At 62.5% G+C, this 15,061-nt stretch carries 10 protein-coding genes; 4 read left to right on the top strand and 6 right to left on the bottom strand.

Annotated elements, in window-relative coordinates:
• Positions 1-16: 16 nt before the first annotated feature.
• The 5 genes from PPGU16_RS31015 to PPGU16_RS30995 all read right to left on the bottom strand — a co-directional run bounded on the left by PPGU16_RS31015 (position 17) and on the right by PPGU16_RS30995 (position 9,807).
• Complete coding sequence (locus PPGU16_RS31015) at positions 17-970, bottom strand: alpha/beta fold hydrolase (RefSeq protein ID WP_180726547.1); 954 nt, start codon at positions 968-970, stop codon at positions 17-19.
• A 51-nt stretch (positions 971-1,021) separates the two neighbouring features.
• Entirely contained in the window at positions 1,022-1,900 is an 879-nt protein-coding gene (locus PPGU16_RS31010) for a LysR substrate-binding domain-containing protein (protein ID WP_180726546.1), read from the bottom strand.
• Positions 1,901-2,095: 195 nt separating this feature from the next.
• Positions 2,096-8,050, bottom strand: coding sequence for a trifunctional serine/threonine-protein kinase/ATP-binding protein/sensor histidine kinase (locus PPGU16_RS31005; RefSeq protein ID WP_180726545.1), 5,955 nt, complete (start codon positions 8,048-8,050; stop codon positions 2,096-2,098).
• 156 nt (positions 8,051-8,206) lie between these two features.
• Positions 8,207-9,046, bottom strand: a complete 840-nt coding sequence (locus PPGU16_RS31000) for an enoyl-CoA hydratase/isomerase family protein (RefSeq protein ID WP_180726544.1) — start codon at positions 9,044-9,046, stop codon at positions 8,207-8,209.
• Positions 9,047-9,117: 71 nt separating this feature from the next.
• Positions 9,118-9,807, bottom strand: a complete 690-nt coding sequence (locus PPGU16_RS30995) for a type 1 glutamine amidotransferase domain-containing protein (protein WP_180726543.1) — start codon at positions 9,805-9,807, stop codon at positions 9,118-9,120.
• 296 nt (positions 9,808-10,103) lie between these two features.
• On the opposite strand from PPGU16_RS30995, the gene PPGU16_RS30990 reads away from it, so the two are divergent.
• Positions 10,104-10,439, top strand: a complete 336-nt coding sequence (locus PPGU16_RS30990; RefSeq protein WP_180726542.1) for a winged helix-turn-helix domain-containing protein — start codon at positions 10,104-10,106, stop codon at positions 10,437-10,439.
• Positions 10,440-10,552: 113 nt separating this feature from the next.
• Here the strand turns inward: PPGU16_RS30990 and PPGU16_RS30985 are convergent, their stop codons facing one another.
• Positions 10,553-11,530, bottom strand: coding sequence for an SDR family NAD(P)-dependent oxidoreductase (locus tag PPGU16_RS30985; RefSeq protein ID WP_180726541.1), 978 nt, complete (start codon positions 11,528-11,530; stop codon positions 10,553-10,555).
• A 132-nt stretch (positions 11,531-11,662) separates the two neighbouring features.
• On the opposite strand from PPGU16_RS30985, the gene PPGU16_RS30980 reads away from it, so the two are divergent.
• The 3 genes from PPGU16_RS30980 to PPGU16_RS30970 all read left to right on the top strand — a co-directional run bounded on the left by PPGU16_RS30980 (position 11,663) and on the right by PPGU16_RS30970 (position 14,834).
• Entirely contained in the window at positions 11,663-12,241 is a 579-nt protein-coding gene (locus PPGU16_RS30980; RefSeq protein WP_180726540.1) for a TetR/AcrR family transcriptional regulator, read from the top strand.
• Positions 12,242-12,367: 126 nt separating this feature from the next.
• On the top strand, positions 12,368-13,102 hold the full coding sequence (locus PPGU16_RS30975) for a GNAT family N-acetyltransferase (protein WP_180726539.1): 735 nt from the start codon (positions 12,368-12,370) through the stop codon (positions 13,100-13,102).
• Between the two features lie 163 nt (positions 13,103-13,265).
• Positions 13,266-14,834, top strand: a complete 1,569-nt coding sequence (locus tag PPGU16_RS30970; RefSeq protein ID WP_180726538.1) for a methyl-accepting chemotaxis protein — start codon at positions 13,266-13,268, stop codon at positions 14,832-14,834.
• Positions 14,835-15,061: the final 227 nt, after the last annotated feature.

Below are 15,061 nucleotides of genomic sequence, written 5' to 3'. Positions count from 1 at the left end.
TAAACCGATATTCTGTTTATTGGTTTTTAGCTGCAAGAAAACCGCGCATTAGCTCGGCGATTTCATCGGGCTTTTCGTCGAGGGCGAAATGTCCCGCATCGAGAACGTGAATCTCCGCCTTTGGAAGATCGCGCCGATACGCCTCTGCTTCCGCCGGCAGGAACGACGGATCGTAACGGCCCCACACGACGAGCGTTCTCGGCTGTGTCTTTTGCAGCCATGCTTGCCAGCGCGGATAGGATGCGACGTTAGTTCGATAGTCGTAGAAGAGATCGCTTTGAATTTCACGCTGGCCGGGTCGGCTCAGGAACGCGTATTCGTCCGTCCATAGATCGGGATCGTATGACTGCACGTCAGGACTCGAGCCAATGTGGCGCTGCTTCGCCGCCTGCAACGACATCAGGTTTTGCTCGACGGCTGCCTGGTTTGCCTGACGGTCGGCCCAGAACGCGCGGCGGGTGTTCCATAGCGGCCCGAGCCCATCCTCGTGCGCGACGGCGTTCTGGATGATCAGCGCATTCACGCGCTCGGGGTGCGCGATCGCCACGCGAAATCCGACTGGCCCGCCATAGTCCTGCATATAGATCACATACGACTTGAGTCCGAGCGTCTCGACGAACCGGTTCATCACGGCCGCGATATGGTCGAACGTGTAGGCGAAGCTCGTGGGCGCAGGTGCATCGCTATGCCCGAAGCCGGGGAAGTCCGGCGCGACCAGATGATACTGGTCGCCTAGCCGCTTCAACAACGGCTCGAACATGCGAGACGAGGAAGGAAAGCCGTGCAGCAGAAGAACCGTGGGCGCATCGCGTGGACCGGCTTCGCGATAAAAGATGGACAACCCATCCACGTTTGCGACCCGGTACGACACGCGGCTCTCGTGCCATGTCTGACCCGACGCCGGCGCACTGCTGATCGCAGCAGTCAGCAACAAGCCGAATAACGAGCGGATTCCAAACCTTTCCATCATCAGCATCTCCAGGTTGAATGCAGCAAGATCATTCAAGGGGCCAGCACGAGATCAAAGCAGCGGCCCGGCCTCGGACCGCGCAACATCGAGAAACGCACGCATCGCATTCGACAGATAAGCGTCGCGCCGCCGAACGAACAGCGTCTCCATGCATGCCGTTTCGGATTCGAGCGGGTGGACCGCGACGTGATTCCTCTGCTGCGCATTCGACACGATCCCGCGCGGCAACAACGTAATGCCGATGCCCGCCGCGACGCACGACAGGATCGCGTCGATCGAGCCGAATGCGAGCGCTGCGACGGACAGTATCCCCATTTCGGCAAGCAGCAAATCGAGTCGCTCGCGATATGAGCAGCCCTGACTGAACACGATGGTCTTCAGATTTCCAACGCTTCCCACTTCATTCAGCGAGCGCATCGCAGCCGGTGTCACGAGCACGAGTTCTTCGCGGAAGACCGTCTCGACATCGAGACCGGGATCGTCCTGCGGGCCCGCCACGAATGCGCCATCCAGACGGCACCCGGCGACAGCGTCCGTCAACCCGTCGCTCGTGCCCGTCGTCAACGACAAGCCGACTTGCGGATACAGACTCGCGAAGTGGCTCAACGCGCGGCTCAGTTGCAGCGCACCCGTGGTCCATAACGCACCAATGGCGAGCGTGCCGCACGGCGGACCGTCATCGAGTGCGGCAAGCCGCGCGTCGGCGACCAGCCGCGCCGCTCGCGCCGCATAGGGCAGCATCCGCTGCCCGGCGGGTGTCATCCTCACGCCGCGCACATGCCGCTCGAACAGCGCGACACCCACTTCGCCTTCGAGGGACCGGATGCGTCCCGTGACATTCGACTGCACCGTATGCAACTCCAGCGCTGCGCGGCTCATGCTTCCGAGGCGAGCGACAGCGTCGAATACCTTCAGATCCGCCACGTCCATGATGTGCACCCCGATGAATCGCCAGCGAGCGCCGGGGCTCGCGTCGATGTTGTTGTTAGCTCACTTCCCTTGATCCAACAGGAATAGCCTAACGAGGGCGCAACGGGCGCACCAGCCTACTATTGCTTGCACTTTGACCCACCATCGCATGACGGGCTCATACAGTCGTATGTAACGGCCTGGCACGATCCGTGTTCAGCCAGTGGAATCGCCGGATGGAAGCGTGAAATGGAAGCGCGCGCCGCCGTGCATCGAGACGTTATCGGCGGCGATACGCCCGCCGTGCGCTTCGATGATCGTGCGGCAAATGGGCAAGCCCATTCCCATGCCGTTCTCCTTGGTCGTGTAAAAGCTCTGGAACAGCCGGTTGAGGTCTTCGGGCGCGATGCCGGGTCCGCTGTCTTCCGTCGCGCAGTAGACGGTCGCGTCCTCGCGCGTCTCCGTGCGGATCGTGATCTTGCGCTCGGAGCTGCCTGCCTGCTCCATCGCCTGCATCGCATTGACGAGCAGATTGACGATCACCTGCTGCAACTGAATACGGTCGGCGAACACCATCGGCAGCACGGCGGCACGCTGACGCAGCACGATGACGCCGCGCGACTGCACTTCATGCTGCAGAAAAACGAGGGCTTCGTCGATCAGTTCATCGAGTTGCGCGACCGCGCGCTTCGGGCCGCGCCGAAGCGCCATGCCCCGAATCCGATCGACGATATCCACCGCGCGCCGCGCATCGGCGCCGATGCGCACGTTGATCTGCCGCGCCTCGGCGACGTCCGGCACGGCACGATCGAGCCAGCGGTTGCCGATCGCGCTGTTCATCGCGATAGCGGACAGCGGCTGGTTCAGTTCGTGAGCGACGGAAGCCGTCAGTTCGCCGAGCATCGAAATGCGCGCGGCGTGCGCGAAGTCGGCCTGGAGGCGTTGCAACATGTCCTGCGCGCGCACGCGCTCGGTCAGATCGACGAGACTGATGAGCGCGATGCCCAGGTCTTCGGCCGAACTCGGACGCGCGATCGTAAAGAGAACGTCGATAATCCGTCCGTCCAGCGTGGGCAGTTTGGTCGTTTCCTGAAAAATCGCGTTGCCGCCATAGCGGCTTTCGAGCGCCCGCCGAAACGTCCCTGGGCTTTCGCGCCAGACCCACGGCAGCGGACCGAGCAACGCGCGCCTGTCCTTCGCGCCGAACATCTGCGCCGCGTGATGATTGACCTCTTCGACGATCAGCATTTCCATCGCACGGTCCAGCCAGCCGGGATGGTCGTCGATATACGCGGACAGATCGTCGACGCCTTGCGCGCGCAATTCCGTGAGTAACGCCATCAAGGGCTGCGCCTCGATCTGCCAGAGACCCACGGGCATATCGAAGAACAGGCTGCGATAGCGATGTTCGCTGCGTTCGAGCGCGGCGTGCGCCTGCTTGCGCACCGTGATGTCCTTGAGCGCGCCGAGCACGCGCAAGCGGTTCTCTCCATCGACCACGACGCGCGCCACCACCTGCAGATACCGGATCGACCCGTCGGGCATCAGCAACCGGTGTTCGACGTCGAACGGTTGACGGTCGTGCGTCGAGCGGTCGAACGCGAGACGCACGAACGTGATGTCGTCGGGATGCACGCGGCCGAACATCATGTCGACAGTCGGCTCGACGCCCGCATCGAAGCCGAAGATCCGGAAGCTCTCTTTCGACCAGATCAACTCGCCGCTCGACACATGCCAGTCGAAGCTGCCCGTCTGGCTCAGTTGCTGCGCGTCGGCCAGCAACGTTTCCGCATCCTGCAGATCGGCATAGAGGCGCGCCGTTTCGAGCGACAGCGCGGCCTGCGACGCGAGCAGTCGCAGCACCGCCGTCCGCGCGGGGGTAAATGCGTCGGACGTCAGGTTGTTTTCGAGGTACAGCACGCCGATCAGCCTCGTCTGCTTGACGAGCGGCAGGCACAGAATCGAGCGGCAGTCGTGACGCCGCACGTACTCGTCCGACGAAAACGGACCGCGCGCCGACGCATCGTCGAGCAGCACGCTGTCGCCCGTGCGGATCACGTAGCGCAGCACCGATTCGGGAAGCTCACTGTTCGTTGCGCGGATTTTCGGCAGGCGCACGTCTACGCCGTCATGCACCGTCAACGCTTCCGCTTCGATTCGCAGATCGTTGCCGCGCTTGAAGATCAGCAAACCGCGATTCGCACCCGCGTGCTCGAGCGCGAGCACCATCAGCGTATTGATCAGTTCGTTCAGGTCGATGCCGCTGAAGATCGCACGCGACACGTTGACCACGGTCGCGAGATCGAGTTGTTCGTTCGACGTCGCGATCGTGCCTTCGAGACTCGCCGGATCATGCCGCAACTGCGCGTACGTTCGTGCCAGTTGATGAACCTTGCCCTTGGCGCCCCAGCGTTCGTAGCAGGCACGCGCATTGAAGAGATAGGTGTCGGCGATGGTTTCGAGGCCGCGCGCCGCGTGAAACTGCGCGGCCAGTTCATGCGCGAGCGCCTGATACTGGATAAAGCCATGTTCCCGCGCCGCGCGTACCGCTTCCTCATAGAAATGCGTCGCATCGGAATCGCGGCCTTCGATGCGTGCGATTTCCGCAGCGAGCAACGCATGACGGTGACGAAAATTCTCGGGACAGTGCTTGCTCCATGTTTCGAACTTCGCCAGTGTTTCCGCGAGCCGGTTGCGCCATGCCTGTCGCTCTTCCACGCTGGCAGCGGCGTAACGGGCCGCCAGCGTCAGCGCGTCGAAGAAGTAAAACGTCGGCTCGATAGGCAGTGCCATCGCCGCGCCCAGCATCGGCGCCGCATCGCTCGCTGCCTTCGACGCGTCGTCGTACCGGCCGTCGTGAAACGCGAGGATCAGCTTCATGATGTGATAGAAGACGATCCCGCAGCCGAAATTCGCTTTCTCGATCGCGCGGAAACAGGCTGCGTCGTCGAACGTCGCATCGCCCAGCTTGAGCGGATCCGTCGTGACGCCCCGCAGGCTGGCGACGAATTGCTGTTCGAGCCGGATCGTTTCGAGCACGGCATCGTTGTGACTTTGCCGCGCGAACGCGGCGTGCTTCTCCGATAGCGGCTGAACCTCGTCGAGCACGGCGCCTTTTTCGATGGTTTGCCACACGGTGGTGAAGGCAAGGTATCCGGCGAACAAGAGGTCGCCTGTTTCGAGGCACGCGACGCTCGCGCGCTCCAGGATCGGCAGATCGGTCACGATATGCCTCCGCCAGAAATTGATGTGGTTGCCATGCAGGTGCAACAGTTTTCCGTAGAAGCGCCGGTTGTCGAACTTCTCGTTCAGGCGCAGCGACATCTCGGAAAACTGCACGGCGGAGGGAATGTCGCCGATGCTCGACACCAGCATCAGCGAGTAATTGCCATAGGCAAAACTCGAGTTGTCGGTATTGCCGTGCTTCAGCGACAGGATGACGGCCTTGAGCGTGATGAGCGGATAGTACGCAGGCCGCGCGATAAAGGCGCACGGCATCGCTTCGACGAGAAGATCGACCACCGCGCGTATGGCGGGGTCTTGCGCGACGGGCGCATCGACGAGTTCGCTGATGGCTCGTCCCGCGAGATACGACGGAATCTGCTGCAACACGGCGGCGACGGCGGGCGCGATATCGTGCTCGGCGTCCGGAAGCTGCACGCCGAAATCCCGCAGCGCAAGCCGCGCAGCATCGAAACTCTCGTCGAATCGCCCGGCCACCTGGTAGAGCGACATGCGCAACGCGAACACCTTCGCGCGGTCCAGATTCGAGCGCGCGCGCTCCAGCAGCATGTCGAACAGCGCATCGGCATCGGTGAAATCGCCGGCGAGGTATTCGCATTCGGAGTACGCAAGGTATAAATCGAACGTGCTTTCGTAGCGCTGCGCCCACGCATCCTGCGAGAGCAGCGCGACGCCTTGCGCCAGATAACGTCGCGCCGCGGCATACGCGGTCGATCGCATCGCACGCCGGCCCGCAATCAGATTCAGCGCAACGGTGCGCTCGCGCTCTTCGCCCGTTTCGATCAACGCAGCGCCGCGATTGAGCTGATTGACGATATCGAAGATCGACTCTTCGAGTGCTTCGGGCGCTGTTCGCGACGCGAGCGCCCGGCCGATCCTCAGATGCGTCGCCGCACGCTTCTCTACAGGAATGAGCGCGTACGCCGCCTCCTGCACGCGGTCGTGTGCGAACACATAAGTCCCTTCAAGACGAAAGACGAACCCGGCGCGCACGGCCAGCCACAGCTTGGCGTGAATCGACGCTTCGGGTTCACCATGCACGAGCGTCAGCGTCGCGAAGTCAGCGGCATTGCCGAGGCTGGCAAGCTGCCCCAATGCTTCGCGCGTCGCATCGGGCAGACGCGTCAGCTTGGCCGCCATCAGGTCGGCGACGTTCTCGGTGAAGCCTTTCGCGCGGATGCGCGGCAGATCCCAGGTCCATCGCGAAGCGTCGTGATCGAAGGCAAGCAGCGATTCGTCCGTGAGTGTGATCAGGAACTGGATCGCAAAGAACGGATTGCCGCCCGTCTTCTCGTGCACCAGTTGCGCGAGCGGGGCCGCCATCGCAATCGGGCAATGCAACGCATCGGCGACGAGTTGCGCGACGCTGTCGGGCGCAAGCGGCGCCAGCTCGATCCGATGCACGTTGCCGCCAGCGCGGGCGATCGCGCCAAGCGTGCGCGCAAGCGGATGCGCCTCGTCGACTTCGTTGTCGCGATAGGCGCCAACCAGCAGCACGTGCTTTACATCCGGGTGCGTGACGAGATGCTCGAGCAGATCGAGCGTCGCAGTATCGAGCCATTGCAGATCGTCGATAAAGAGCGCAAGCGGGTGCTCGTGCCGCGCGAACACACCGAGGAAGCTGCGAAACACGATCTGAAAACGGTTCTGTGTCTCTTGCGGCGGCAGCGCCGGAACGGGCGGCTGCTCGCCGATGATGAGCGCAAGCTCAGGAATCAGATTGACGATCACCTGGCCGTTCGGCGCGAGCGCATGCAGCAGCGCGCGCCGCCATGGTTCGATCTCCGCATCGCTCTTGCTCAGCAGATCGCGCACCAGCGACTGGAAGGCCTGCGCGAGCGGCACATACGGAATATCCCGTTTGTACTGATCGAACTTGCCCGACGCGAACAGGCCGCGCGGCGGCACCAGCACCTTGTGCAACTCATTGACGACCGACGACTTGCCGATGCCGGAATAGCCCGAGATCAGCACCAGCCCGCTCGGGCCGCCCGCCACGATACCGTTGAACGCCGCCACGATCTCGTCGATCTGCGCTTCGCGCCCGTACAGCTTTTCAGGGATCAGCAGCCTGTCGGACGCGTCGCGCGTGCCGAGCGCGAACGGCGTAATCGCGGTGTCCGTCTCATAGGCAGCGAGGCACGCGCGCAGATCTGCCTCGACGCCAGCCGCCGTTTGATAGCGGTTTTCCGCTGTCTTCGCGAGCAGCTTGAGCACGATCTGCGCGACGGGCACCGGCAGGTCGCCGACGCGCTCTTCCGGCGGCACGGGCCTGCGCGCGATATGGCAATGAATCCATTCCATCGCATCGGCAGCCGCGAAAGGCAATGCGCCCGTGAGCATTTCGTAGAGCGTGACGCCGAGCGAGTACAGGTCGCTGCGTGCGTCGATCGAGCGGTTCATGCGGCCCGTCTGCTCCGGCGCCATGTACGCGAACGTGCCGGCGATGATCTCGGGCGGCGCCGGCGGCTGATGCTCGAGCAGCAGTTGCGACGCTATACCGAAGCCAGTGAGCCGAACGCCGTCGTCGCCGTCGACCAGCACGTTCGCAGGCTTGATGTCCTTGTGTATGAGGCCGCGGCCATGCACCTGGCCGATGGCATGCGCCAGATTGACGGCGATGCGCAGGCATCGCGCGAGATCGAGCGGCTGGACGAGCAGGCGCACGAGCGGATCGCCACCGTCGTCATCGAGAAGCAGCATCGGCGGCACTTTGCCGAGATCGAGCGCGACCGGCTGCGCGGCCCAGCGCGTATCGAGCAGCGAGGCCAGCTCGTATTCGTGTTCGAGACGCTTGACGCACTGCGATGCCGGGCGCGTTGCGATCAGCGCGAGCAGCGAGACAGGGGTGTCGGGCCGTGACGCGCGGCACAACGACAGATCGCCGTCGTCGTGGAGCAGCTCCAGCTGAAACCCTGTGAAGTCCATGCCGAAGCTCCCGGTTTCGCCTCACGTAACGAATCGGGAATAGCCTAACATGCAAGAATGCGATCGCGCCCCGAAGGGCCGCGTTGCCGGAAGCAACGGTTGCGGCCACAACGGGCGCGCGCAACCGTCGCCGGAGGAACGGGCTTTCTTGCGCGGCTACCGCCCCAGCGTGCCCGTGTAATAGCCGAGCCGCGCTTCCACATCGTGGTTCTTCTGCAGCCCGAGCTGCATCAGCTGCGCGATCCGTTCCTGCGCCTGCGGACGGCCAACCGATGCGATGAAAGCGTCCCATTCGGGCGCGACGTCCTTGTCGGGCGGCAAGGTCACGGCATTCACCTGATGCTTGATCGCAACGAGCGCCTCTCTGTCGAACGACGCGATTCTCGATGCGAGGCCGTCCACGAACGTGTCGAGTTCGCTGTCCGCGAATGCGCGGTTCACGTAGCCGTAGCGCTCCGCCAGTTCGCCGTCGATATCATTGCCGCTCAACAGCACTTCCAGCGCGCGCCCGCGCCCGATCATACGCGACAGGCGAGTCATCGGCCCGCCGCCCGGCACCAGCGCGGCACCGACTTCCCATTGCGAAAGCAGCGCCTTTTCGCGGCTTGCAAAGCGCATGTCGCTGGCCAGCGCCAGTTCACTGCCGACACCCGTCGCGCGGCCTCTGATCGACGCGATCGACACGACGGGCGCGCGTCCCAGCCGCGACAGCATGTCCGGCAACGGCGGCATGCCCGTCGGCCCCGGCGGCATGCTGGTGGTCTCCTGCAACGGCGGAACGAAGTCGTAATGCGTGAGGAAAAATTCCGGCACCGCACTTTCGAAAACGACCACCTTGACGTCGGGATCGGTTTCGAGCGCCGTCACGACGGCATTCAACTGCGGGATCGACTCCGGCCCGAAGATATTGAAAGGCGGGTTGTCGATGATCACACGCCAGTAAGCCTGGCTGCGACGTTCAATGCGGAACTGCTGATGCGAACTGGCGTTGGTCATATCAATCTCCGTGCTTCAGGCTGAAGCGTCCCTTCGTTCGGGGCGGCCAGGTGCAATGCGCGACACGCTCGTTATTTCGAATGCAGCTGATCGAGCACCTTGAGCAGATCGCGCGCACCGGCCGTCGACGAAGCGGGGTTCTGCCCCGTGACGAGACGGCCGTCGACAATCGAAAAGCTCTGCCAGTCACCCACCTTCTCGAACAGTCCGCCCAGCCGCTTCAGTTCGTCTTCGACAAGGAACGGCACGACCTTCGTGAGTTGCACGGCTTCTTCTTCCGAATTCGTGAACCCTGTCACGCGCTTGCCCTTGACGAGCGGTTCGCCGTTGACCTTCACATGCCGTAGCACGCCGGGCGCATGACACACGAGCGCGACGGGCTTGCCGGCGTTGTAGAAGTTCTCGATCAGCGCAATGGATAGCGGGTCTTCCGCCAGATCCCACATCGGGCCGTGTCCGCCCGGATAGAACACCGCGTCGTAGTCGTCTGCCTTGACCGTGCTGAGCTTCACGGTGTTGGCGAGGACCTTTTGCGCGGCGGGATCGTTTTTGAAACGCTCTGTCAGCTCTGTCTTGCCTTCGGGCGTATCGCTCTTCGGATCGAGCGGTGGCTGCCCACCTTTAGGTGAGCTGACGGTTATCGTCACGCCAGCATCGAGAAACGTGAAATACGGAGCAGCGAATTCCTCTAACCAGAAACCTGTCTTCTTCCCGGTGTTGCCGAGTTGATCATGGGACGTCAAGACCATCAGGATCTTCATTGTCGCACTCGCATGATGAAAGAATGATGTAGCTGCCGTTGAACGGGGCGATCCACGTAAAGTGGCAAGTGCAATATAGACCTTGACCGTAGCGCCGACAAACGAAGGCTCGTGGGCTAATACCAAAGTATAGGCGTCGATACGTACGTGCTATCGACTCGCCGGACCACTTGCGGTTTCATCATTCCAGGTGCCGCATCCGTCCCGCCGACAGACCGTTCGCCTTTGCGACCCTCGCGCTTTCAGAACAGATGCGGATCATTCGAGATGCAGTTGTCTACTCGTGAGTTACGAACATGAAGGCCAGTAGCATCGACGTCAATCTGTCGACCCGGGAAATCCAGGTACGTGGGACAGCCATCCCGTTGGGCAGCCGCGCATTCGATATTCTTACGGTGCTGATGGCGGCTCACGGCCAGGTCGTGTCGCTCGAAGATATTCTTCGTAAGGTGTGGCCCGATACCGTCGTCGAGGAATCGAACATACGCGTGCACGTTTGCGCGCTACGCAAGGCGTTGGGTGAAGACCGTCGCCTGATTCAGAACATACCGGGACGCGGCTACCGCTTGACGCCCAGATGCGACATGCCGGCTGCGAGAGCCGGCATGTCGATGGCAAGCGAAGAGCGGTAGGCGCGCCCGTCTGCCAGCGCGACTGCGACAGGCGCAGTGCGATTCGAACTGGTTGCGCCCGCAAACGAACGGCGTTGCGGCGCGGTCCGTGCGGCGCTCAAAGCGCTAAAGCGTCAGAACGTTTCGCCGACCATTTCTTCCGTCTTGCGCCACAACGCCTCGGCATTGGCAGTGTCGAGCGCGTACTGGCGCACGCCTTCGCTGACGGGCGTAATGACGACGTCGTCGGCGACGACTTCGCTCACGTGGCAGTTCTCGCAGTATCGGCCGCCCACTTCTTCCGCCGATGCGACCACGGCCGCCCACACCGAAGTCGCGGCGCCCTGCGGAACGGTCTTGAACTGGAACGGCGCCTTTCCTTCGGACGCAAGCTGACGGTTGATTGTGTCGAGCAGCCCGGACATTTGCCCTTCGTCCATATGACGGGCGAGTTCCGTCTGAATGCCGCCCGGATGGACCGCTGCCGCACGCACGCCGCGCGCGCGATGGCGCTGGTCGAAGGCGACCGCGAACAGGATGTTCGCCGTCTTCGCGCGTCCGTAGGCAACGAAGGGATCGTAGGGCGTGCGTTCGAAGTTCGGATCGTCGAGATCGACGTTCGCGAAACGGTGCCCGGACGATGCCAGGCCGACCACGCGCCCGCCCGATCGCACAAGCGTCGCAAGACGATTCACCAGCACGAAGTGGCCGATATGGTTCGTGCCGAACTGCGTTTCGAAGCCATCCGCTGTTTTGCCGAAGGGCGTCGCCATTACTCCTGCATTCGCGATGATCACGTCGAACGGTTTGCCTTCGTCCAGCAACGTGTCGGCGCACGCGCGCACGCTCTGGAGACTCGCGAGATCGAGCGAGACCAGATCGATGCTGCCTTCGCCCTTCGCCGCGTCGCGTCGCGCTGCGGCGACTGCGCGCGCCGCCTTGTCGAGGTCTCGCGCAGCGCCGACCACGGCCGCGCCGCGCGCGGCCAGCGAGCGCGCCGTCTCCACGCCGAGTCCCGCCGACACGCCCGTGACGAGAATCCGCTTGCCGCGTAGATCGATGCCGGAAAGCACGTCGTCTGTCGTCGATGTCGCACCGAATTTTTCAGCCATTTCCACCTCTCTGTTTGCCGTAAGGTTGACGTTTTGCGTCACGAGGGATAAAACGGAGTCCCTCTCCGTTTTCACATCCTAAACGGAGACTGTCTCCGTTTGCAAGCACGAAAAGGTAAAACGAAGGGTTAAATGAATCATTCGACGCCAAAAGAAAAGAAGCCCCGAGCCGATGCGCTGCGCAATCGCGAGCGCATTCTCGAAGAAGCGAAGAAGGCGTTCACGCGCGCGGGCGCCGATATCAGTCTCGAAGAGGTCGCCCGGCAGGCGGGCGTCGGGCCCGGCACGCTGTACCGGCACTTCCCGACTCGCGACGCGCTGCTGGAAAGCGTCTACCGCGCCGAAGTCGAGAAGCTCGCAAAAGAAGAGCGCAGGCTGAGCGAGACCATGCCGCCCATCGACGCGTTGAAAGCGTGGATGCTGCTGTTCGTCGACTACATCGCAACGAAGAAGATCATCGCGCCCGCGCTGAATTCGCTGGTGGGCGGGCCGTCGAAAGTGTTCGAATCGTCGGGTGCGCAGATCGTGGACGCGATCCATTCGCTCGTCACGCGCGCGATCGAGAGCGGCGACATCCGTGCCGATCTCGACCCGCTGGACCTGTTTCGCGCGCTGGTCGGGGTGTCGAACGTCGCATCGGCGCCGGACTGGCAGCAAAGCGCGAGAAGGCTCGTGGATATTCTGTTGATCGGGTCCCGGCCCGGCGCGTGAGTCGCACCTGGCGTGAATGACGCCAAATATGTCATTTACGGCAATGGCTCGAACCCGGTTTTCTGATTACATTGATCCGGTCCGCCCCTGGGCGACATCCGATCAATCTTCGCAGCTGGAGTAACCATGAGCAGCACGGCGCATCGTTCGACACAGGCCAACCTCGACCGCCCGATCTGGACGGCGCTCACGACGCGCCAGGCGCATCTCGGACCCGGCGATGCGCTCGCGCGCCGCTATCACCCCGACGTGGCGCCGTTCGCGGCATTGGGATCGGACACACCCGCTGCATACGAGGCGCTGCACCGTCTGTTGCAGCCGCATGAACAGGTCGCGCTGCTGTCGCTTGAGCCGCTCGCTGGAATCGACACGCTTCAGGTCGATCATGTCGGCACGCTGCATCAGATGGTTTCGACGCGTGACGAAACAGGAAGCCAGGAAAATCTGGACGTGCTCCGCCTCGGCAACGCCGACGCGAAAGAGATGCTCGCCCTTGCGCAAAAAACCAAACCGGGTCCGTTCAGCACGCGCACGCACGAGATGGGCAATTACATCGGCGTGCGCGATCAGGGGCGGCTGGTTGCGATGGCGGGCGAACGGCTGTGCCTCGACGGGTACGTCGAAATCAGCGCCGTCTGCGTGGATGACGACTGGCGCGGCAAAGGTCTCGCAGGCAGGCTGATCAACATCTTGCGCAAGGAAATCACGCAGCGCGGCGCGACACCCTTTCTGCACGTGTTCAGTCACAACACGACGGCGATCAGCCTGTATGAACGGCTGGGATTCGAGTTGCGCCGCGAGTTCGTGCTCAACCGGATCGGCCACGCCGATGCAGGCGTAAATACCGCCCGTCACATTTGATTCACAAACGTCCGCACGCTCGCAAACACGCTTTCCAACGTCCGCAACCGTCAAGTTCTCGTTCATGTGACCGTTAACAAGGCCGCAGCAACGTCCTGCGGCCTTTGCTCTCGCGCTCGGCTGCGGGGGGACAACATCGTGGCTCACTGTGAAAACGAAAACTATGAAATTGAAGAATCTGCCCGTGCGGACGGGCTTTATCGCGGTTCTCTCGCTGTTTGGCATGCTGGTTCTGGTCACCGCGTTGCTCGGGATCTATTCGCTCACGAAGAACAACGGCTTATCGGAGCGGATCAGCACGCTCAACGCCGAAACGGTCGATCTCAAGGACGTCTACATCAACAACCTGAAGGCCCGCAGTGCGTTGAGCCGGGCTTTTATCGCGCTGTCCACGAATCCCGCTGACAAGGACGCCGCTGTCGCCGCAGCACGAACTTATTACGACCTCGCGAAGAAGTCGTTTGGCGCATTCGAGAACATCACGGAGGAAACAGCCGCCCAACAGGACGCGGCAAAACGCGTGGCCGACACGTTCACGGCGCACGCCAACGCAATCGATCTGCTGTTCACGGCCATCGGTTCCGGCAATGTCGCCGCGTATGCTGCAACGAACGAAGGGCCAATGACGCAGACGAGCGCGGCATTCGGCAAGTCGGCGGATGCGTTCTTCAAGGTAGCCGAGGATGAAACGGCGCAACTGAAGGACGAGAAGGCACACGCCAAATCGCTATTGATGGGCGTCGCGATCGGCCTGCTCGTGTTGTCGTGCGCGTTGATTCTGCTCGTTTACTACACGCTCGAACACACCGTCGTGCTGCCGCTCAAGGAAGCGATGAGCGTCCTCCAGCACGTGGCGCGGGGCGACCTCACCGTGCAGATCCGTCACGAGTCGTCGAACGAGATCGGCCAGTTGTTCGACTCGATGAAGGAAATGAAGCGCAGCCTCGCCGGGATCGTGCACGCCGTGTACGGCGGCACCGACACGATCGCGACGGGCGTGCATCAGATGGCAAGCGGCAACACCGATCTGTCGCAGCGCACCGAGGAACAGGCGGCGGCGTTGCAGGAGACGGCATCGTCGATGGAGCAGTTGACGAGCACGGTGCGCCAGAACGCCGACAACGCGAAGCAGGCCACGCAACTCGTGATGAGCACGGCGATGATCACCGAGCAAGGCAACCGCGCCGCGCAGGAAGTCGTGGCGACGATGCAAGGGCTGTCCGATCTGTCGGGCCGGATCGCCGACATTACGAACGTGATCGAAGGTATCGCGTTTCAGACCAATATTCTTTCGCTGAATGCTGCCGTGGAAGCCGCCCGCGCCGGCGACGAAGGCCGCGGCTTCGCGGTGGTGGCGAGCGAAGTGCGCTCGCTCGCGCAACGCAGCGCCAGCGCCGCGAAGGAGATCAAGGAGCGCATCACCGATTCGCTCGGCCGAGTCGAAGCGGGAGCGCAACAGGTCGACAAGGCCAGCCAGGTGATGGCCGACATCCTGACCTCCGTAAACCGGGTCAGCGATCTGATGGGCGAGATCGCGGCGGCATCGGAAGAGCAATCGGAAGGCATCGAGCAGGTGAACCGCGCGATCACGCAAATGGATCAGGTCACGCAACAGAACGCCGCGCTCGTCGAGCAGGCTTCGGCGGCTGCGCTCGCGCTCGAAGAACAGACGGTTGCGCTGAAGAGCACGGTGTCGGTGTTCCGCGTCGAGCGCGCGTTGGCTCCCGCGTGATGTGATTCGAGACGTTCTCGCGGGCCCTGGCTGACAATCGTTTGACGCGAATGTCTGCCCGCAAGCGATACGAAAGCACGCGCCATCAAATCGGCGCGTTGCACGTCAAACGAACGCCGCGTTGTCTTGACATCCAACGCGCATAAGACGAATAATGAAGCGTTCGTTTAACGAAACCATGTTCGATTAGCGAACATGGACGACGACACAAGACGAATCGCACACAA

Source organism: Paraburkholderia largidicola (assembly GCF_013426895.1).
Classification (GTDB): Bacteria; Pseudomonadota; Gammaproteobacteria; order Burkholderiales; family Burkholderiaceae; genus Paraburkholderia; species Paraburkholderia largidicola.
Note: the sequence above shows the minus strand (reverse complement) of the source record. Positions and strands in the feature narration are given on the sequence as shown.